The organism is Pseudomonas sp. B16(2017), from assembly GCF_002113205.1.
GTDB classification, from domain to species: Bacteria; Pseudomonadota; Gammaproteobacteria; order Pseudomonadales; family Pseudomonadaceae; genus Aquipseudomonas; species Aquipseudomonas pharyngis.
The window spans coordinates 477,880-498,186 of sequence record NZ_NEKA01000001.1 but is presented as its reverse complement, the minus strand read 5'-3'; the positions used below and the strand labels follow the sequence as shown (position 1 = coordinate 498,186).

The window sequence follows — 20,307 nt, the reverse complement described above, 5'->3', positions numbered from 1 at the left end:
GAAAAGCTTTAAATAATTCCCTTCTTTATTTTTATCTCTGGCAAACGGGTAATCAGGTCCTGGACGCTCTGAAGATCTATTTATAAGGAAACGTTGGTTGGAAATTGACCTATTGGCTTGCTTTCTCTAGAATCCCCGGTCTCTTAAAACGGGGGCCATTCCGGCCCGTTGTGGACGAACCAGGTAACACGACATGAAACGTACTTTCCAACCAAGCACTATCAAACGCGCTCGTACCCACGGTTTCCGTGCTCGCATGGCTACCAAGAACGGTCGTGCCGTACTGTCGCGTCGTCGCGCCAAAGGCCGCGCACGTCTGGCAGTTTGATAATCCGGCACTGGAGGTGAGTCAGGACTTCAGTCGGGAAAAGCGTCTGCTTACACCCCGGCATTTCAAGGCAGTCTTTGACTCCCCTACCGGCAAGGTTCCGGGGAAAAATCTCCTGCTCCTTGCGCGCAACAACGATCTCGATCACCCCCGTCTCGGGCTGGTTATCGGGAAAAAGAGCGTCAAGCTCTCCGTCGAGCGCAATCGCCTCAAACGTCTTATGCGCGAATCGTTTCGCCTGCACCAGGATTCACTGGTCGGCTGGGACATCGTTATCGTCGCGCGCAAAGGTTTGGGTGACGTAGAAAACCCCGAATTGATTCAGCATTTCGGCAAACTCTGGAAACGTCTGGCACGCAACAAGCCGGCACCAGCAGTCAAAACCGAAACTGTAGGGGTAGACAGTACAGATGCGTAAACTGGCACTCGTTCCGATCCAGTTTTATCGCTACGCCATTAGTCCCCTGATGGCCAGTCACTGTCGTTTCTACCCCAGTTGTTCTTGCTACGCGTATGAAGCCATCGAAAATCATGGCCTTCTGCGCGGTGGCTGGCTGACCTTTCGTCGTTTAGGTCGCTGTCATCCGTGGAATCCCGGTGGTTATGACCCGGTTCCACCTATCCCTACCTCCCGTTCTTCTTCGATGGCCGAGTAATCATGGATATCAAACGCACGATCCTGATCGTCGCCCTGGCAATCGTGTCCTACGTCATGGTCCTTAAATGGAACCAGGACTATGGCCAGGCTGCCCTGCCGACTCAGAATGTTGCTTCCAGTACGACTACATCCGGTTTGCCGGACACCGCCACTGGCAATAACGCTGCCGCCAGTGACGATATTCCGCGCGCCGCAAGCGATACCAGCGCACCTGCCGAAACGCCGGTCGCCGTCAGCAAGGATCTGATCCAGATCAAGACCGACGTGCTCGATCTCGCGATCGATCCACAAGGTGGTGATGTTGCTCAGTTGACCTTGCCGCTGTATCCACGTCGTCAGGATCGTCCGGACGTTCCGTTCCAGCTGTTCGACAACGGTGGCGAACGTACCTATCTGGCACAGAGCGGTCTGATTGGCACCAATGGTCCGGATGCAAACCCGGCCGGTCGCCCGATCTACTCTTCGGAGAAGAAGACTTATCAACTGGCTGAAGGTCAGGACCAACTGGTCGTCGACCTGAAATTCAGCAAGGACGGCGTCAATTACATCAAGCGTTTCACTCTGAAACGTGGCCTGTATGACGTGACCGTGACCTATCTGATCGACAACCAGAGCGCTCAGCCCTGGTCCGGTTCGATGTTCGCCCAGCTGAAACGCGATGCCAGCGCCGATCCTTCGTCGACCACTGCTACCGGTACCGCGACTTACCTGGGCGCCGCCCTGTGGACAAGTTCCGAGCCGTACAAGAAAGTGTCCATGAAGGACATGGACAAAGCTCAGCTCAAGGAAACCGTCACCGGTGGTTGGGTAGCCTGGCTGCAACACTACTTCGTGACTGCATGGGTTGCTCCGAAGGGCGAAAACAACATCGTCCAGACCCGTAAAGACAGCAAAGGCAACTACATCATCGGTTACACCGGTCCTTCGTTGACCGCTGCACCGGGTGCGAAAGTCGAGACCAGCGCTGTTCTGTACGCCGGTCCGAAGAGCCAGGCTGTGCTGAAAGAGTTGTCCCCAGGTCTGGAACTGACTGTCGACTACGGCATTCTGTGGTTCATTGCCCAGCCAATCTTCTGGCTGCTGCAACATATCCACAGCATCGTCGGCAACTGGGGCTGGTCGATCATCTTCCTGACCATGCTGATCAAAGGGATTTTCTTTCCTCTGTCGGCCGCCAGTTACAAGTCGATGGCCCGCATGCGCGCCGTGGCTCCGAAGCTGGCTGCACTGAAAGAGCAACATGGCGATGACCGGCAGAAAATGTCGCAAGCCATGATGGAGCTGTACAAGAAAGAGAAGATCAATCCGTTGGGTGGCTGCTTGCCGATCCTGGTGCAGATGCCGGTTTTCCTTTCCCTGTATTGGGTTTTGCTGGAAAGCGTGGAAATGCGCCAGGCGCCATTCATGCTGTGGATTACCGACCTGTCGATCAAGGATCCGTTCTTCATCCTGCCGATCATCATGGGCGCGACCATGTTCATCCAGCAGCGTCTGAACCCTACACCTCCGGATCCGATGCAGGCCAAGGTGATGAAAATGATGCCGATCATCTTCACCTTCTTCTTCCTGTGGTTCCCGGCGGGTCTGGTGCTGTACTGGGTTGTGAACAACTGCCTGTCGATTGCCCAACAGTGGTACATCACGCGTAAGATCGAAGCGGCGACGAAAAAAGCCGAGGCGTAACTTACTCTGTGGATAACACCACTCAAAACGCCCCCTAGTGGGGCGTTTTGCTATCTGCCATTTTTGTCTGGATACCGGTTTATGAGCGCACCTCGTGAAACCATCGCAGCTGTCGCCACCGCCCAAGGCCGTGGTGGTGTGGGCATCGTTCGAATTTCCGGGCCGCTGGCCAGCGTTGCTGCCAAAGCCATCAGCGGCCGTGAACTGAAACCACGATTTGCCCACTACGGCCCGTTCTTAACTGACGATCAACAGGTGCTGGATGAAGGTCTGGCGCTGTATTTCCCCGGGCCGAACTCGTTCACCGGCGAGGACGTACTGGAACTGCAGGGCCACGGCGGCCCGATCGTCCTCGACATGTTGCTCAAGCGATGCCTGGAACTGGGCTGCCGTCTGGCCCGTCCCGGAGAATTCAGCGAAAGAGCATTCCTCAATGACAAACTCGACCTGGCTCAGGCCGAGGCCATCGCCGACCTGATCGAAGCCAGTTCTGCACAGGCCGCGCGCAATGCCTTGCGCTCCTTGCAAGGTGCATTTTCCCAACGTGTGCATAACCTCACCGAACAGCTCATCGGCCTGCGGATCTATGTAGAAGCGGCTATCGATTTCCCGGAAGAAGAAATCGACTTCCTCGCCGACGGCCACGTGCTAAGCATGCTCGACAAGGTTCGTAACGAGTTATCCACCGTATTGCGCGAAGCCGGGCAGGGCGCGTTGCTGCGTGACGGCATGACCGTGGTGATCGCCGGTCGTCCGAATGCCGGCAAATCCAGCCTGCTCAACGCTCTGGCCGGTCGTGAAGCCGCGATCGTGACCGAAATCGCCGGCACTACCCGGGATATCCTGCGCGAACATATCCACATCGACGGCATGCCGCTGCACGTTGTGGACACCGCTGGTCTGCGCGATACCGATGACCATGTGGAAAAGATCGGCGTTGAACGAGCATTGAAAGCCATTGGCGAGGCTGACCGAGTGCTGCTGGTCGTCGACGCCACTGCGCCAGAGGCCGCTGATCCGTTCGCCTTGTGGCCCGAATTCCTCGAAACCCGGCCGGATCCGGCGAAAGTCACATTGATCCGGAACAAAGCCGATCTGACTGGCGAAGCCATTGCCCTGGAAGTCAGTGAGGATGGCCATGTGACGATCAGCCTGAGCGCCAAGTCTGCAGGTGAAGGTCTGGACCTGCTACGTGATCACCTCAAAGCCTGCATGGGCTATGAACAAACATCGGAAAGCAGCTTCAGCGCACGCCGCCGGCACCTGGAAGCCCTGCGTCATGCCAGTGATGCCTTGGAACATGGACGTGCCCAATTGACGTTGGCGGGTGCTGGCGAATTGCTCGCTGAGGATTTGCGTCAGGCCCAGCATTCTCTGGGTGAAATCACCGGGGCCTTCAGTTCCGATGATCTGCTGGGAAGGATCTTTTCCAGCTTCTGTATCGGCAAATGATAAAAGGGGCTGTGGACATTTTATCCACAGCCCCTTTTTCGTCTTACCAGTTATAAGAAACCGTACCGAGCAAGGTGCGGTCCTCGCCCCAGTAACAGCGGCCGGCATCGTTGCATCCAGACACATATTCCTTGTCGAACAGGTTCTTCGCGTTCAGGTCGACGCTCCAGTGCGTGTCGATCTGATAACCGATCGCCGCATCCACCAACGTCACATCGCCGGCGTCCAGCTTTCCGTATAGCGAAGGCGAGGTGTAGGCGAACGCACTGTCGAAGTAACGCACACCACCTCCTACGTACAATCCTTTCAGATCGCCATCAAGGAAGCGGTATTTGGCCCAGACCGAGGCCTGATTACGCGGCACGCCCGTCATCTGGTGGCCTTTGACCAATGATGTCGTCGCGTCTTTGGTGATTCGGGCGTCGGTATAGGTGTAGGCCGCAGTGACATTCAGGTTCTGTGTCAGATTGCTGTTGAGTTCAAGTTCTGCACCTTTGGAACGGCTTTCGCCCACCTGACGGTAACTCGACGTCGTGGCATCGAAGTAGGTGTCGTCCTTTTTGCGCAGGTCATACACCGACGCCGTGAATGCGGTGTCCCAGCCGATCGGTTCGTACTTGAGACCCACTTCGTACTGGCTGCTGGTGATCGGATCGAGAGGCGCGCCGGCGTTGGAGATCTGTTGCACCGGCACGAACGAGGTGGAATAGCTGACATACGGCGTCATACCGTTGTCGAACTGGTACATCACTCCGCCCTGATAGGTGAACTTCTTGTCCTCGGAACTGATGTCGCTGGAGCGGGCCACCTTGTCGCGGAAATCACTGTCGACCCAGTCCTGACGACCACCGAGCAGGAACAGCCAGCGGTCGTATTTGCTCTGGATCTGTGCATAAACACCTTTCATCTGTTGTTCGAGCAAGGTGTTTTGCACCGCGATCGGCGTGGTCGGATCGCGCAGGTAGACGGGGTTATACACATCAATCGACCCGACCAGCCCTGCATTCCAGTCCTGATTGAAGGAGGTACGATCATAGCTGGCGCCGACCAGCACCGTATTCTCCAGGCCACCGACCTGGAATTTGCCCTCCAGTTGGTTATCCAGCGAGTACACCATCGACTTATTGAAGCGATCGTAGGCGGTCATGTTCAGACGTGTGCCGAACCCGGCGTTGTTAAGGTTGCCCGGCCAGGTCTCATGTCGGGTGATGCGCGACTGCATGTAGCGAGAGTTCTGACGGAACTGCCAGTCATCGTTGAACGAGTGGCTGAATTCGTAGCCAGTGCTCCACGTTTCCCTTTCGAAGGTGTTCCAGTCCGGGTCTCCGAGCATGGTGCCTTTGGATAACTTGCCGTTGGGGTTTGTCAGCAAAGTCCCGGCGGCCGGAAGGCCAAGTTCCATGTTGGTGTGATCCTTCTGGTAGTTGGCCAGCAAGGTCAGGGTATTGAAGTCGTCAAAATTCAGGGTCAGGGATGGTGCAACGTAGATCCGGTCATCGGGGACATGATCGGTCTGGGTGTCCGATTTACGTCCGAGCATCACCACCCGCCCGAGAATGTTGCCGCTGTCGTTGAGCGGACCGGATACATCGACGCCGACCTGCCGGCGATTGTTCGAGCCATAGCTCAGTTGCACTTCACCCTGGGGTACAGCGGTTGGACGTTTGCTCACCAGATTCACCAGCCCGCCCGGTGCGTTCTCCCCATAAAGCAGCGAAGAAGGACCTCGGAAAATCTCCACTCGCTCAAGGCCATAAGGCTCGGTGCTGGTGTCATACCGGTTGCCCTGTACGCGTAGTCCATCACGCAACAGACCGTAGCCGTAATCGGTGGCGTTGAAACCGCGAATGTAGAACAGATCCCCCGCCAGACTGTCGCCGGCGGCAAACGGTGGGGCAAAGATCCCCGGTACGTAGCCAAGTACTTCGGTGAGTGTCTGTGATTTCTGATCCTTCATGCGTTGGGCGGTTACGACTGACACCGAACGTGGTGTTTGCGACAACGGCGTACTGGTTTTCGTACCGACCCGACTGTTCTGTGCCTTGTAACCGACGTCGTCGGCGTAATCCAGGTTCATCGGGTTGGCCAACTGACCATTGATATTGGTCGGTGCCAGCTCCAGCGAATCGCCGTTTGGCAGTGCCTGCAGAATGTAGCTGCCCGGCGCCTGTGGCACGGCTTGCAATCCCGACCCCTGCAGCAGTTGGGCAAACCCTTGTTCCACGCTGAAGTTGCCGTTCAGCCCGGCGCTGCGCAAACGGCTGGTCTGTTGCGGCGAGAACGACAGAATCACATTCGCGGCCGAGGCGAACTGGCTCAGGGCGGTATCGAGCGGTCCCGCAGCAATGGCGTACCGCTGAGCTGCTGTTGCAGCGAAGGCGTCATCGGTGATGACCAGGCAGGACGCAGCACTGGTCATCAGTAAGCTGTAGGCAATGCAGTGGTGGGAAAAACGCTGACGGAACGTGGGAAGACGCATGTGTGGATAAGCCCTGAAAGTGGCAAAGAGCCGCGTTTATCGCGATTACCTGTAGGGCCGGGTCAGGGCAAAAAAAGATAACCCTTGTGTTCAATTATTTTTCCCCAGGTATTTTTTCGCTCAGGCGTCCTGACTGATCGAAACCCAGTAACGGGTGAAGTAGCGGACCTTGATCGGCAAGGACGCCTGAAGATTGGCCAGCACTGCGTCGGTGGAGTCGAGACGAAAGGTGCCGGAAACCCGAAGATCCCGGGCACGGGTATCGCAATGCAAAACACCGCTGCGATAGCGCCCCAACTCGTCGATCACCTCGCCCAACCGGGCATTGAGCACAATCAACTGACCGTTGGTCCACGCTACTTCCGAGGATTTGAAAGGATGAATCAACCCGATGTGCCGACTATCAAAGTCGGCGCCTTCGCCCGCCTTCAGGATGATTGCGGTTGTCGACAGATCGGCCGGCTGGACGCTGACCCGGTCTTCCAGCACACCCACACGGGTAGAAACCGACAACTGATGTACAGAGAATCGGGTACCCAGCGCTTGAATCCGGCCATTGCGGGTTTCGACGAAAAAAGGCCGTTGATCACCGAGCTTGCCGGTTTGAATCAGGATCTCTCCAGAGCGTAAACGGATCAGTCGCTGGGCTGCGTCAAAAGACACATCAATCGCTGTGCCGGTATTGAGCTGAATCTGGCTGCCATCGGCCAATGTAATGTTGCGGCGCTGGCCGACGCCGGTTTTATAGTCGGCCCAGACATCGCCAAGGGAGGTACGCTGCTGAACATTCCAGCCAACGAAACCAGTTCCTGCGGCGAGCAACAACAACTTCAGTACCTGGCGCCGTTGCTGGCCGGTATTCAGCGCACGACGTTTCAAATCCTGCGGCAGGGTGCCGAGGTGACGCTGTAGTTGTTCCATCTGATTCCACGCCGCCAGATGCGCTGGATCACTATCTATCCACAGTTGCCAGGCTTTCTGTTCGGTGAGGGTCGGCGGGTCGGCTTGAAACTGCACGTACCAACTGGCGGCGGTTTCGAAAACCTTGCGGCTGGGTGCGATGGCCATCAACGCTGCGCCATGATCAGGGCACATTCCGTCAAAGCGCGGATCATGTGCTTCTTCACTGTTGTCAGCGACACCTTCAACTGCACGGCGATCTGTTGATAAGTCAGCCCATCGATCTGCGAAAGCATGAAGATCCGCTGGGTTCGTGCGCCAAGACCGGCCAAGGCTTTATCCACAGCAACCAGGGTTTCGATGATCAGCGCCTTGTCTTCTTCGCTGATGGCCGTGGCTTCAGGTCTGGCGGCGAGGGTCTGCAAATACGCGGCCTCGATCGCGCGTCTTCTATACCGGTCAATGACCAGGCCGCGTGCAACGGTGGCCAGATAATCCCGAGGTTCGCGAATCTGAGCCGCATTGCGGGCGGCCAGGATCCGCACAAACGTGTCATGCGCGACATCGGCCGCATCGCAGGCGTCATGCAATTTTCCCTTCAGCCATCCATATAGCCACGAATGGTGTTGCTCGTAGATTTGCTCGATCGCAGCGTTATGGGCGGGTAGGGACATGAGAGCAACTGGCGAGTTAATGATAATGGCTATTATTAGCCTCTGTTACGTTCTCTCACAATAGCCCTGGCACTTCCCTCCATCAGCTTCTCCGCCGTCATTTGCCCCCGGACAGGCGCTTTCATGACGCCCTGAAAAAGCCGTTTCGTCGATTTTCTGTGGATTAAGCCCTGTGAATAACTGCCGCTAAGGGCAGTTGATAACAGGGCCTGAAAACTGAACATAACTGCCGCTGTGGATAACCAGCTCATTCATCCACAGGCTTACACCGGTTATCCAAGGGCCTCATGGCGACATGGCCACAGGGTTTTAAATCTCTGTACACATCGAAAATAAAGGCCTGTGTAAATCTATCCACAGATATCATGGGCAGTAAGAATAAGCTTTAAAACAAAGGTTTTATAAATTTCTCTCTTTTTTATTCTTTTATCCGCGAGTTCTCCACAGCTGGTTAAATTTTGTGCAAAGGGTTCTTTAGGAAGGGCGAAGTCCCTATACTTGCCGACCAGGTCCAGAAACCTGATCTCAAACTATTCCTGAATTACCTACTTAAGCAGGCACGAGGTGCGTGGTGGATTTCCCTTCCCGTTTTGAAGTGATCGTCATCGGCGGCGGTCATGCCGGTACCGAGGCAGCACTGGCCTCAGCACGCATGGGTGCAAAAACCCTTCTGCTGACGCACAACGTGGAAACCCTCGGTGCCATGAGTTGCAACCCGGCCATCGGCGGCATTGGCAAAAGCCACCTGGTCAAGGAAATCGACGCCCTCGGCGGCGCGATGGCCATGGCTACCGATAAGGGCGGCATCCAGTTTCGCGTATTGAACAGCCGCAAAGGCCCTGCCGTACGGGCGACCCGTGCGCAAGCGGACCGTATTCTGTACAAGGCCGCTGTCCGCGAAATTCTGGAAAACCAGCCGAACCTGTGGATATTTCAACAAGCCGCTGACGACCTGATCGTCGAGCAGGAACAGGTACGCGGTGTTGTCACCCAAATGGGTCTGCGTTTCTTTGCCGATTCCGTGGTATTGACCACCGGTACGTTCCTCGGCGGACTTATCCACATCGGTTTGCAGAATTTCTCCGGCGGTCGTGCTGGTGATCCACCGTCGATCGCCCTGGCGCATCGTCTGCGTGAACTGCCGCTGCGCGTCGGTCGCCTGAAGACCGGTACGCCACCACGTATCGACGGCAAGTCTGTGGATTTCTCGGTGATGACCGAGCAGCCAGGCGATACGCCGATCCCGGTGATGTCGTTCATGGGCAACAAGGACCAGCATCCACGGCAAGTCAGTTGCTGGATTACCCACACCAACGCCCGCACCCACGAAATCATTGCCGCGAACCTCGACCGTTCGCCGATGTATTCCGCTGCAGGCGAAATCGAGGGCGTCGGTCCGCGTTATTGCCCGTCGATCGAAGACAAGATCCACCGCTTTGCCGACAAGGAAAGCCATCAGGTGTTCATCGAGCCGGAAGGCCTGACCACCCATGAGCTGTATCCGAACGGGATATCCACAAGCCTGCCGTTCGACGTGCAATTGCAGATCGTGCAATCGATCCGCGGCATGGAAAACGCGCACATCGTGCGTCCGGGTTATGCGATCGAGTACGACTACTTCGATCCGCGCGACCTGAAGTACAGTCTGGAAACCAAAGTCATCGGCGGTCTTTTCTTCGCTGGCCAGATCAACGGCACCACCGGTTACGAAGAAGCCGGCGCCCAGGGTTTGCTGGCTGGTGCGAACGCTGCACTGCGTGCGAAAGGCAAAGAAGCCTGGTGTCCGCGTCGCGATGAAGCCTACATCGGGGTATTGGTCGACGACCTGATCACCCTCGGTACTCAAGAGCCGTACCGCATGTTCACTTCCCGTGCCGAGTACCGCCTGATCCTGCGTGAGGACAACGCCGACCTGCGTCTGACCGAAAAAGGTCGCGAGCTGGGTCTGGTCGATGACGCGCGTTGGGCGGCGTTCTGCAAGAAACGCGAAAGCATCGAACTCGAAGAGCAACGCCTTAAAAGCACCTGGGTTCGCCCGGGCACCCCGCAGGGCGATGCGATTGCCGAAAAATTCGGCACGCCGCTGACTCACGAATACAACTTGCTCAATCTCTTGAGCCGTCCGGAAATCGACTACGCTGGTCTGGTCGAAGTGACCGGGCAGGGCGCCGAAGATCCACAGGTCGCCGAACAGGTCGAGATCAAGACCAAGTACGCCGGTTACATCGATCGTCAACAGGACGAAATCGCCCGTCTGCGCGCCAGTGAAGACACGAAACTGCCTGTGGATATCGATTACACCAACATTTCCGGTCTCTCCAAGGAGATCCAGAGCAAGCTGGGTGCCACGCGTCCCGAGACGCTGGGCCAGGCTTCGCGGATCCCCGGTGTGACCCCGGCAGCGATCTCGCTGTTGATGATTCATTTGAAAAAACGCGGCGCGGGCCGTCAGTTGGAGCAAAGCGCTTGAGTTCTAAGGTCACTTCGCAACACGCCGAAGAGTTATCCACAGGAGCCCGCGAGCTCGGTGTCAATCTCACTGAAACCCAGCACGAACTGCTGCTGGGTTATCTGGCCCTGTTGATCAAATGGAACCAGGCCTACAACCTGACTGCCGTTCGCGATCCGGACGAAATGGTCTCCCGCCACTTGCTCGATAGCCTCAGCGTAATGTCGTTCATCGAAAATGGGCGCTGGCTGGATGTCGGCAGCGGCGGCGGAATGCCAGGGATCCCTCTGGCGATCCTGTATCCGGACTCGCAGGTGACCTGTCTGGACAGCAACGGCAAGAAAACCCGCTTCCTGACCCAGGTCAAACTCGAACTCAAACTGGATAACCTGCAAGTTATCCACAGTCGCGTCGAAGCCTTCCAGCCTGCACAGCCGTTCAACGGGATCATTTCCCGGGCGTTCAGCAGCATGGAGAACTTCACCAACTGGACTCGCCACCTCGGCGACGCCGATACGCGCTGGCTGGCAATGAAGGGCGTCCATCCGGCGGATGAGCTGGTAGCATTGCCGGCAGACTTCAAACTCGATAGCGAACACGCCCTGGCCGTACCCGGTTGCCAAGGCCAACGCCATCTGCTGATACTGCGCCGCACGGCATGATTGGGAACACAAGCAAGAATGGCTAAGGTATTCGCGATAGCGAACCAGAAGGGTGGTGTGGGCAAGACCACCACCTGCATCAACCTCGCAGCATCCCTGGTCGCGACCAAGCGCCGGGTGCTGTTGATCGATCTCGATCCACAGGGCAACGCCACCATGGGTAGCGGTGTGGATAAGCATGGCCTGGAAAACTCGGTCTACGACCTGCTGATCGGCGAATGCGATCTGGCCCAGGCGATGCACTACTCCGAACATGGCGGTTATCAACTGCTGCCGGCCAACCGTGACCTGACGGCGGCCGAAGTGGTGCTGCTGGAAATGCAGATGAAGGAAAGCCGTCTGCGCAGCGCGCTGGCGCCGATCCGCGAGAACTACGATTACATTCTGATCGACTGCCCGCCGTCACTGTCGATGCTCACACTGAACGCACTGGTCGCCGCTGACGGGGTCATTATCCCCATGCAGTGCGAGTACTTTGCGCTCGAAGGTCTGAGCGACCTTGTGGATAACATCAAGCGCATCGCTGAACTGCTGAACCCGAACCTGAAAGTCGAAGGCCTGTTGCGGACCATGTACGACCCGCGCCTGAGCCTGATGAACGACGTTTCGGCCCAGCTCAAGGAACACTTCGGCGATCAGCTGTACGACACGGTGATCCCGCGCAACATTCGTCTGGCCGAAGCACCGAGCTACGGCATGCCGGCGCTGGCCTACGACAAGCAATCGCGTGGCGCGCTGGCCTATCTGGCCCTGGCGGGCGAGATGGTTCGCCGTCAGCGCAAAAATTCACGCATCGCCGCTGCCCAGCCAACTTAAGGAATCCCCATGGCCGTCAAGAAACGAGGTCTCGGACGAGGACTGGATGCGCTGTTGAGCGGTCCGACTGTCAGCTCGCTGGAAGAACAAGCGGCGCAGGCTGACAGCCGCGAGTTGCAGCACCTGCCGCTGGACCTGCTGCAGCGCGGCAAGTATCAGCCACGCCGGGACATGGATCCGCAGGCGCTGGAAGAGCTGGCGCAGTCGATCAAGGCCCAGGGCGTGATGCAACCGATCGTGGTTCGCCCGATTGGTGGTGGTCGTTTTGAAATCATTGCCGGCGAACGTCGCTGGCGCGCGAGTCAACAAGCCGGGCAGGAAACCATCCCGGCGATGGTGCGTGATGTGCCGGATGAAACGGCAATCGCCATTGCGCTGATCGAGAACATCCAGCGCGAAGACCTGAACCCGATTGAAGAGGCGGTAGCCCTGCAGCGCTTGCAGCAGGAATTCCAGCTCACTCAGCAACAGGTTGCCGAGGCTGTGGGTAAGTCCCGCGTCACCGTGGCCAACCTGTTGCGCCTGATTGCGCTGCCGGAAGTCATCAAGACCATGCTGTCCCATGGCGACCTGGAGATGGGTCATGCCCGTGCATTGCTTGGTCTGCCGGACAATCAGCAGGTGGAAGGGGCGCGACATGTTGTCGCACGCGGTCTCACCGTGCGCCAAACTGAGGCACTTGTTCGCCAATGGTTGAGTGGCAAACCGGAGCCGGTCGAACCGTCCAAACCCGACCCGGATATCGCCCGCCTCGAACAGCGTCTGGCCGAGCGCCTGGGCTCTGCGGTGCAGATCCGCCACGGGAAGAAGGGCAAGGGGCAGCTGGTGATCGGTTACAACTCCCTCGATGAGCTTCAAGGTGTGCTCGCACACATCCGCTGAAACAATTCCTCTTGTAGCGCGCAGTCGGAAATCACTACCTGACAGTTGAATAGGGGCAGAACCGCCCCTATACTCTGCGCGCATTTTGTCGGCACAAATTATGCCAAGTTATTGAATTTCGGCAGCCGGCCATTGGAGAGCAATAGTGATGGAAACCCGCAAGCCAAACCGCCTGCCGTTCCATCGCCTGGCGGTTTTTCCGGTGTTAATGGCTCAATTTGTCATTTTGCTCATTGCCGCTTTGGCGCTCTGGCAATGGCACGGAGTCGTTGCCGGATACTCGGGACTTTGCGGAGGCCTGATAGCCTTGCTGCCCAATGTTTATTTCGCTCACAAGGCATTTCGGTTTTCCGGCGCCCGAGCAGCCCAGTCCATCGTCCGGTCTTTCTATGCCGGCGAGGCAGGCAAACTGATTTTGACGGCAGTGCTGTTTGCACTGGTGTTTGCAGGTGTGAAGCCACTGGCGCCGATCGCTGTATTCGGCGCCTTCGTGCTGACTCAGTCGGTCAGCTGGTTCGCTCCCCTGCTGATGAGAACAAGACTTTCGAGACCTTAGGGCGTTTGAGGCAACCATGGCAGAAACAACCGCTTCGGGCTATATCCAGCACCACTTGCAGAACCTGACCTTCGGTCAGCTACCCAACGGCGGCTGGGGCTTTGCCCACACCGCAGCAGAAGCCAAGGAAATGGGCTTCTGGGCTTTCCACGTCGATACTCTCGGCTGGTCGGTCGCGCTGGGTCTGATTTTCGTTCTTCTTTTCCGCATGGCGGCCAAGAAGGCGACTTCCGGTCAGCCGGGTGCACTGCAGAACTTCGTTGAAGTCCTGGTCGAATTCGTCGATGGCAGCGTGAAAGACAGCTTCCATGGCCGTAGCCCGGTGATTGCACCGCTGGCACTGACCATCTTCGTCTGGGTGTTCCTGATGAACGCCGTCGACCTGGTACCGGTCGACTGGATTCCTCAGCTGGCCATCCTGATCTCCGGCGATCACCACATCCCGTTCCGCGCCGTGTCGACGACCGACCCGAACGCGACCCTGGGCATGGCGTTCTCGGTTTTCGCACTGATCATTTTCTATAGCATCAAGGTCAAGGGCATCGGCGGTTTCATCGGCGAACTGACCCTGCACCCGTTCGGCAGCAAGAACATCTTCGTTCAGGCCCTGCTGATCCCGGTGAACTTCCTGCTGGAATTCGTGACCCTGATCGCCAAACCGATCTCTCTGGCTCTGCGTCTGTTCGGCAACATGTATGCCGGCGAGCTGGTGTTCATCCTGATCGCTGTGATGTTCGGCAGCGGCCTGCTCTGGCTCAGCGGCCTGGGCGTTGTCCTGCAGTGGGCGTGGGCTGTGTTCCACATCCTGATCATTACCCTGCAGGCGTTCATCTTCATGATGCTGACCATCGTCTACCTGTCGATGGCGCACGAAGAAAACCATTAAGACCAGTCTCGACTAGTCTGATGTCCTTCCCGGTCAAACGGGAAGGGGCTCCTCACGGGGCACCATGAAACGATTTGTTTTACCGCTTTAATCTAAAAAACCTAAACCATACGACGTAAAAGTCGGGAGGAAAGATGGAAACTGTAGTTGGTCTAACCGCTATCGCTGTTGCACTGTTGATCGGCCTGGGCGCACTGGGTACCGCAATTGGTTTCGGCCTGCTGGGCGGCAAGTTCCTGGAAGGCGCAGCGCGTCAGCCAGAAATGGTTCCAATGCTGCAAGTTAAAATGTTCATCGTTGCCGGTCTGCTCGACGCCGTAACCATGATCGGTGTTGGTATCGCTCTGTTCTTCACCTTTGCGAACCCGTTCGTTGGTCAGATCGCTGGCTAATCATTCGGATCTCCGAGTGATTTGGTGTGATGGACAACGTAACTGCGAGGTGTTGGCGTGAACATTAATGCGACCCTGATTGGCCAGTCCGTTGCGTTCCTGATTTTTGTACTGTTCTGCATGAAGTTCGTATGGCCTCCGGTCATCGCGGCTCTGCACGAACGTCAAAAGAAGATCGCTGATGGTCTGGACGCTGCCAGCCGTGCAGCTCGCGACCTGGAGTTGGCCCAAGAGAAAGCGGGTCAGCAACTGCGCGAAGCGAAAGCTCAGGCAGCTGAAATCATCGAGCAAGCCAAGAAACGCGGTAACCAGATTGTCGAAGAGGCCGTTGAAAAGGCCCGCGTCGACGCTGACCGTGTGAAGGTTCAGGCTCAAGCCGAGATCGAACAGGAACTGAACAGTGTCAAAGACAAGCTGCGCGCCCAAGTGGGCTTGCTGGCTGTCGGCGGCGCCGAGAAGATCCTGGGTGCCACAATCGATCAAAACGCGCACGCAGAGCTGGTTAACCAACTGGCTGCTGAAATCTAAGCGAGGGCGATCATGGCAGAACTGACCACGTTGGCCCGACCTTACGCTAAGGCGGCCTTCGAGCACGCTCAGGCCCACCAGCAACTGGCCAATTGGTCAGCCATGCTCGGCCTGGCAGCAGCGGTGTCGCAAGACGACACCATGCAGCGCGTGCTCAAGGCCCCGCGACTGACGAGCGCAGAAAAGGCCGCCACGTTCATTGACGTGTGCGGCGACAAGTTTGATGCCAAGGCACAGAACTTCATCAATGTCGTTGCCGAAAACGACCGTCTCCCGCTTCTGCCGGAGATCGCCGCTCTTTTCGACCTGTACAAGGCCGAGCAAGAGAAATCGGTAGACGTTGAAGTGACCAGTGCTTTTGCATTGAACCAAGAACAGCAAGACAAACTCGCCAAGGTTCTCAGTGCACGACTCAACCGGGAAGTGCGCCTGCAAGTTGCGGAGGATGCTGCCCTTATAGGTGGTGTCGTTATCCGCGCCGGCGACCTGGTTATCGATGGCTCGATTCGCGGCAAAATCGCGAAACTTGCCGAAGCATTGAAATCTTGAGTTTGAAGGGGCAGCAGAGCAATGCAGCAACTCAATCCTTCCGAAATAAGTGAAATTATCAAGGGCCGCATCGAAAAGCTCGATGTGACCTCCCAAGCCCGTAACGAAGGCACTGTCGTCAGCGTATCTGACGGTATCGTGCGGATTCACGGTCTGGCCGACGTCATGTACGGCGAGATGATCGAGTTTCCGGGCGGCGTCTACGGTATGGCCCTCAACCTGGAGCAAGACTCCGTAGGTGCCGTTGTACTGGGCGCATACACCAGTCTGGCTGAAGGCATGAGCGCCAAGTGCACCGGCCGCATCCTCGAAGTTCCGGTTGGTAAGGAACTGCTGGGTCGCGTTGTCGACGCACTGGGTAACCCTGTTGACGGCAAAGGTCCACTGGGCAACACCGAGACCGACGCGGTCGAGAAAGTTGCTCCGGGCGTGATCTGGCGTAAGTCGGTAGACCAGCCTGTACAGACTGGCTACAAGGCTGTCGATGCCATGATCCCTGTCGGCCGTGGCCAGCGTGAGCTGATCATCGGTGACCGTCAGATCGGTAAAACCGCTCTGGCGATCGACGCGATCATCAACCAGAAAGACAGCGGCATTTTCTGCGTCTACGTGGCAATCGGTCAGAAGCAATCGACCATCGCCAACGTGGTTCGCAAGCTGGAAGAAAACGGTGCACTGGCTAACACCATCATCGTTGCAGCGAGCGCTTCGGAATCTGCAGCACTGCAATTCCTGGCTCCGTACTCCGGTTGCACCATGGGTGAATTCTTCCGCGACCGCGGTGAAGACGCGCTGATCGTTTATGACGATCTGTCCAAGCAAGCAGTGGCTTACCGCCAGATTTCCCTGCTGCTGCGCCGTCCACCAGGCCGTGAAGCTTACCCAGGCGACGTGTTCTATCTCCACTCCCGTCTGCTGGAGCGCGCATCCCGCGTTTCGGAAGAGTACGTAGAGAAGTTCACCAACGGCGCAGTGACCGGCAAAACCGGTTCCCTGACCGCACTTCCGATCATCGAAACCCAGGCTGGCGACGTTTCAGCGTTCGTTCCGACCAACGTGATTTCCATCACCGACGGTCAGATCTTCCTGGAATCGGCCATGTTCAACTCGGGCATCCGCCCTGCAGTGAACGCCGGTGTTTCGGTATCCCGTGTGGGTGGTGCCGCTCAGACCAAGATCATCAAGAAGCTGTCCGGTGGTATCCGTACCGCTCTGGCTCAGTACCGTGAACTGGCGGCATTCGCCCAGTTCGCTTCTGACCTGGACGAAGCGACCCGCAAGCAACTTGAGCATGGTCAGCGCGTTACCGAGCTGATGAAGCAGAAGCAATACGCGCCAATGTCGATTGCCGACATGTCGCTGTCGCTGTATGCCGCTGAGCGTGGGTTCCTGACTGACATTGAAATCGCCAAGATCGGCAGCTTCGAACAAGCGCTGATCGCTTTCTTCAACCGCGATCACGCCGACTTGATGGCGAAGATCAACGTTAAAGGTGACTTCAATGACGAAATCGACGCTGGCCTGAAGGCTGGTATCGAGAAGTTCAAGGCCACCCAAACCTGGTAAGCCGCAGCGGGAGCCGCAAGGCTCCCGCTTGCTAACCTGATAGGTGTTACATGGCAGGCGCAAAAGAGATTCGCAGTAAGATTGCGAGCATCAAAAGCACGCAAAAAATTACCAGCGCCATGGAAAAAGTGGCGGTCAGCAAAATGCGCAAGGCACAAATGCGCATGGCTGCTAGCCGTCCTTATGCGGAGCGTATCCGCCAGGTAATTGGGCATCTGGCCAACGCCAACCCGGAATACCGCCACCCGTTCATGATCGATCGCGAAGTTAAACGCGTCGGTTATGTCGTCGTGAGCAGTGACCGTGGTCTGTGCGGCGGCTTGAACACCAACCTGTTCAAGGCCCTGGTCAAGGACATGGCGGTAAACCGCGAAAACGGCGTCGAGATCGATCTGTGTGTCGTTGGTAGCAAGGGTGCGGCCTTTTTCCGCAACTTCGGCGGTAACGTCGTTGCAGCTATCAGCCACCTGGGTGAAGAGCCGTCGATCAATGATCTGATCGGCAGCGTCAAGGTGATGCTGGATGCCTACCTGGACGGCCGTATTGACCGCCTGTCCGTGGTATCCAACAAGTTCATCAACACCATGACGCAACAGCCTACCGTGGAGCAGTTGATTCCATTGGTGGCGACCCCGGATCAAGAACTCAAGCACCACTGGGACTACCTCTACGAACCAGACGCCAAAGAGCTGCTTGACGGCTTGATGGTGCGTTACGTGGAGTCGCAGGTGTACCAGGCGGTGGTCGAGAACAACGCGGCTGAACAGGCTGCGCGGATGATCGCGATGAAGAACGCTACCGACAACGCCGGTGATTTGATCAGCGATTTGCAGCTGATCTACAACAAGGCGCGTCAGGCTGCGATCACCCAAGAGATCTCGGAAATCGTCGGCGGCGCTGCCGCGGTTTAACGGTTCAAATATTCAGAGGATCCAGCTATGAGTAGCGGACGTATCGTTCAAATCATCGGCGCCGTTATCGACGTGGAATTTCCACGCGACAGCGTACCGAGCATCTACGACGCCTTGAAGGTTCAAGGCGCCGAAACCACTCTGGAAGTTCAGCAGCAGCTGGGCGACGGCGTGGTTCGTACCATTGCGATGGGCTCCACCGAAGGCTTGAAGCGCGGTCTGGACGTCAACAACACTGGCGCAGCCATCTCCGTACCGGTCGGTAAAGCGACTCTGGGCCGGATCATGGACGTACTGGGCAACCCGATCGACGAAGCTGGCCCGATCGGCGAAGAAGAGCGCTGGGGTATCCACCGCGCCGCTCCTTCCTTCGCTGAACAGGCCGGTGGCAACGAGCTGCTGGAAACAGGCATCAAGGTTATCGACCTGGTTTGCCCGTTCGCCAAGGGCGGTAAAGTCGGTCTGTTCGGTGGTGCCGGTGTAGGCAAGACCGTGAACATGATGGAACTGATCCGTAACATCGCCATCGAGCACAGCGGTTATTCCGTGTTCGCCGGTGTGGGTGAGCGTACTCGTGAGGGTAACGACTTCTACCACGAGATGAAGGACTCCAACGTTCTCGACAAGGTAGCCCTGGTCTACGGTCAGATGAACGAGCCACCGGGAAACCGTCTGCGCGTAGCGCTGACCGGTCTGACCATGGCCGAGAAGTTCCGTGACGAAGGTAACGACGTTCTGCTGTTCGTCGACAACATCTATCGTTACACCCTGGCCGGTACCGAAGTATCCGCACTGTTGGGCCGTATGCCTTCGGCAGTAGGTTACCAGCCGACCCTGGCTGAAGAGATGGGCGTGCTGCAAGAGCGCATCACTTCGACCAAACAAGGTTCGATTACTTCGATCCAGGCCGTATACGTACCAGCGGACGACTTGACTGACCCGTCGCCAGCGACCACGTTTGCTCACCTGGACGCCACCGTCGTTCTGTCCCGTGACATCGCTTCCCTGGGTATCTACCCGGCGGTAGACCCACTGGACTCGACTTCGCGTCAGCTGGACCCGAACGTGATCGGCAACGATCACTACGAGACCGCTCGTGGTGTTCAGTACGTGCTGCAGCGTTACAAAGAGCTGAAGGACATCATCGCGATCCTGGGTATGGACGAGCTGTCGGAAGCCGACAAGCAGTTGGTAAACCGTGCTCGTAAGATCCAGCGCTTCTTGTCGCAGCCGTTCTTCGTGGCTGAAGTCTTCACCGGTGCTTCGGGTAAATACGTTTCCCTGAAAGACACCATTGCTGGCTTCAAAGGCATCCTCAACGGTGACTACGACCACCTGCCAGAACAAGCGTTCTACATGGTCGGCGGCATCGAAGAAGCGATCGAGAAAGCCAAGAAACTGTAATCCAGGCGCCCGGCAACGGGCGCTAATTTAGGTTGAGGCAATCAGATGGCTATGACAGTCCATTGCGACATCGTCAGCGCGGAAGGAGAAATCTTTTCCGGCCTGGTCGAGATGGTGATTGCGCACGGTGCTCTGGGTGATCTTGGTATCGCTCTGGGCCACGCGCCGCTGATCACTAATCTGAAGCCAGGTCCGATCCGCCTGATCAAGCAAGGCGGGGAAGCCGAGGTGTTCTACATCTCCGGTGGTTTCCTCGAGGTTCAGCCGAACATGGTCAAGGTGCTTGCCGATACCGTGCAACGTGCCGCCGACCTGGATGAAGCTCAGGCTCAAGCAGCTCTCAAGGCTGCCGAAGCTGCTCTGCATGAGAAGAGCGCAGATTTCGACTACGGAGCTGCGTCCGCACGTCTGGCCGAGGCTGCAGCTCAGCTGCGCACCGTCCAGCAGATCCGCAAGAAGTTTGGCGGTTGATCCGTCAGCCACTTCTTGTGCGATTGATAAAAAAGGGTAGCCTCGGCTACCCTTTTTTCTT

General features: G+C 57.1%; 21 protein-coding genes. 18 read left to right on the top strand and 3 right to left on the bottom strand.

What is annotated here, in order from left to right:
• Positions 1-193: 193 nt before the first annotated feature.
• From rpmH to mnmE, 5 genes are all read left to right on the top strand, one after another.
• Entirely contained in the window at positions 194-328 is a 135-nt protein-coding gene (gene rpmH, locus CAG25_RS02320) for a 50S ribosomal protein L34 (protein ID WP_003213577.1), read from the top strand.
• Between the two features lie 16 nt (positions 329-344).
• Entirely contained in the window at positions 345-746 is a 402-nt protein-coding gene (rnpA, locus tag CAG25_RS02315) for a ribonuclease P protein component (RefSeq protein ID WP_218191696.1), read from the top strand.
• Entirely contained in the window at positions 739-984 is a 246-nt protein-coding gene (yidD, locus tag CAG25_RS02310; protein WP_010465488.1) for a membrane protein insertion efficiency factor YidD, read from the top strand. The genes rnpA and yidD overlap by 8 nt, the downstream gene beginning before the upstream one ends.
• A 2-nt stretch (positions 985-986) precedes the next feature.
• On the top strand, positions 987-2,669 hold the full coding sequence (gene yidC / locus CAG25_RS02305; protein ID WP_085612479.1) for a membrane protein insertase YidC: 1,683 nt from the start codon (positions 987-989) through the stop codon (positions 2,667-2,669).
• Positions 2,670-2,750: 81 nt separating this feature from the next.
• Positions 2,751-4,121 carry a tRNA uridine-5-carboxymethylaminomethyl(34) synthesis GTPase MnmE gene (gene mnmE, locus CAG25_RS02300; protein ID WP_085612478.1) on the top strand — a complete coding sequence of 457 codons (1,371 nt, stop codon included), beginning with the start codon at positions 2,751-2,753 and terminating at the stop codon, positions 4,119-4,121.
• Positions 4,122-4,164: 43 nt separating this feature from the next.
• Here mnmE and CAG25_RS02295 read toward each other — a convergent pair whose 3' ends face one another.
• The 3 genes from CAG25_RS02295 to CAG25_RS02285 all read right to left on the bottom strand — a co-directional run bounded on the left by CAG25_RS02295 (position 4,165) and on the right by CAG25_RS02285 (position 8,174).
• Positions 4,165-6,600, bottom strand: coding sequence for a TonB-dependent siderophore receptor (locus CAG25_RS02295; RefSeq protein ID WP_085612477.1), 2,436 nt, complete (start codon positions 6,598-6,600; stop codon positions 4,165-4,167).
• 120 nt (positions 6,601-6,720) lie between these two features.
• A complete protein-coding gene (locus CAG25_RS02290; protein ID WP_085612476.1) occupies positions 6,721-7,668 on the bottom strand; it encodes a FecR domain-containing protein in 948 nt (315 codons plus the stop codon).
• The gene (locus CAG25_RS02285) at positions 7,668-8,174 is read right to left on the bottom strand and encodes a sigma-70 family RNA polymerase sigma factor (protein ID WP_085612475.1); all 507 of its coding nucleotides are present in this window, start codon (positions 8,172-8,174) and stop codon (positions 7,668-7,670) included. Before CAG25_RS02285 ends, CAG25_RS02290 begins: the two co-directional genes overlap by 1 nt.
• 571 nt (positions 8,175-8,745) lie before the next feature.
• Between CAG25_RS02285 and mnmG the strand changes: the two genes are divergently transcribed.
• From mnmG to CAG25_RS02215, 13 genes are all read left to right on the top strand, one after another.
• Positions 8,746-10,644 (top strand): tRNA uridine-5-carboxymethylaminomethyl(34) synthesis enzyme MnmG, encoded by a 1,899-nt coding sequence (mnmG, locus tag CAG25_RS02275; protein WP_085612473.1) that lies wholly within the window; start codon positions 8,746-8,748, stop codon positions 10,642-10,644.
• The gene (gene rsmG / locus CAG25_RS02270) at positions 10,641-11,285 is read left to right on the top strand and encodes a 16S rRNA (guanine(527)-N(7))-methyltransferase RsmG (RefSeq protein WP_007911906.1); all 645 of its coding nucleotides are present in this window, start codon (positions 10,641-10,643) and stop codon (positions 11,283-11,285) included. The genes mnmG and rsmG overlap by 4 nt, the downstream gene beginning before the upstream one ends.
• An 18-nt stretch (positions 11,286-11,303) precedes the next feature.
• Positions 11,304-12,101 (top strand): ParA family protein, encoded by a 798-nt coding sequence (locus tag CAG25_RS02265; protein WP_007954142.1) that lies wholly within the window; start codon positions 11,304-11,306, stop codon positions 12,099-12,101.
• A gap of 9 nt (positions 12,102-12,110) precedes the next feature.
• Positions 12,111-12,983, top strand: coding sequence for a ParB/RepB/Spo0J family partition protein (locus CAG25_RS02260; RefSeq protein ID WP_064600630.1), 873 nt, complete (start codon positions 12,111-12,113; stop codon positions 12,981-12,983).
• A 148-nt stretch (positions 12,984-13,131) separates the two neighbouring features.
• The gene (locus tag CAG25_RS02255) at positions 13,132-13,539 is read left to right on the top strand and encodes a F0F1 ATP synthase subunit I (RefSeq protein WP_003229783.1); all 408 of its coding nucleotides are present in this window, start codon (positions 13,132-13,134) and stop codon (positions 13,537-13,539) included.
• Positions 13,540-13,555: 16 nt separating this feature from the next.
• Positions 13,556-14,425, top strand: coding sequence for a F0F1 ATP synthase subunit A (gene atpB / locus CAG25_RS02250; protein ID WP_042607991.1), 870 nt, complete (start codon positions 13,556-13,558; stop codon positions 14,423-14,425).
• Positions 14,426-14,559: 134 nt separating this feature from the next.
• Positions 14,560-14,817 carry a F0F1 ATP synthase subunit C gene (atpE, locus tag CAG25_RS02245; protein WP_003097235.1) on the top strand — a complete coding sequence of 86 codons (258 nt, stop codon included), beginning with the start codon at positions 14,560-14,562 and terminating at the stop codon, positions 14,815-14,817.
• Positions 14,818-14,874: 57 nt separating this feature from the next.
• On the top strand, positions 14,875-15,345 hold the full coding sequence (locus CAG25_RS02240; protein WP_007954149.1) for a F0F1 ATP synthase subunit B: 471 nt from the start codon (positions 14,875-14,877) through the stop codon (positions 15,343-15,345).
• A gap of 12 nt (positions 15,346-15,357) precedes the next feature.
• Positions 15,358-15,894 (top strand): F0F1 ATP synthase subunit delta, encoded by a 537-nt coding sequence (locus CAG25_RS02235; RefSeq protein WP_007911956.1) that lies wholly within the window; start codon positions 15,358-15,360, stop codon positions 15,892-15,894.
• A gap of 21 nt (positions 15,895-15,915) precedes the next feature.
• The gene (gene atpA / locus CAG25_RS02230; RefSeq protein WP_039764983.1) at positions 15,916-17,460 is read left to right on the top strand and encodes a F0F1 ATP synthase subunit alpha; all 1,545 of its coding nucleotides are present in this window, start codon (positions 15,916-15,918) and stop codon (positions 17,458-17,460) included.
• A gap of 50 nt (positions 17,461-17,510) precedes the next feature.
• Positions 17,511-18,371 carry a F0F1 ATP synthase subunit gamma gene (atpG, locus tag CAG25_RS02225; protein WP_007954161.1) on the top strand — a complete coding sequence of 287 codons (861 nt, stop codon included), beginning with the start codon at positions 17,511-17,513 and terminating at the stop codon, positions 18,369-18,371.
• 27 nt (positions 18,372-18,398) lie between these two features.
• A complete protein-coding gene (atpD, locus tag CAG25_RS02220; RefSeq protein WP_007954162.1) occupies positions 18,399-19,775 on the top strand; it encodes a F0F1 ATP synthase subunit beta in 1,377 nt (458 codons plus the stop codon).
• Positions 19,776-19,820: 45 nt separating this feature from the next.
• Positions 19,821-20,246: a F0F1 ATP synthase subunit epsilon gene (locus tag CAG25_RS02215; RefSeq protein ID WP_007954164.1), complete on the top strand. Its 426-nt coding sequence runs from the start codon at positions 19,821-19,823 to the stop codon at positions 20,244-20,246.
• Positions 20,247-20,307 lie beyond the last annotated feature (61 nt).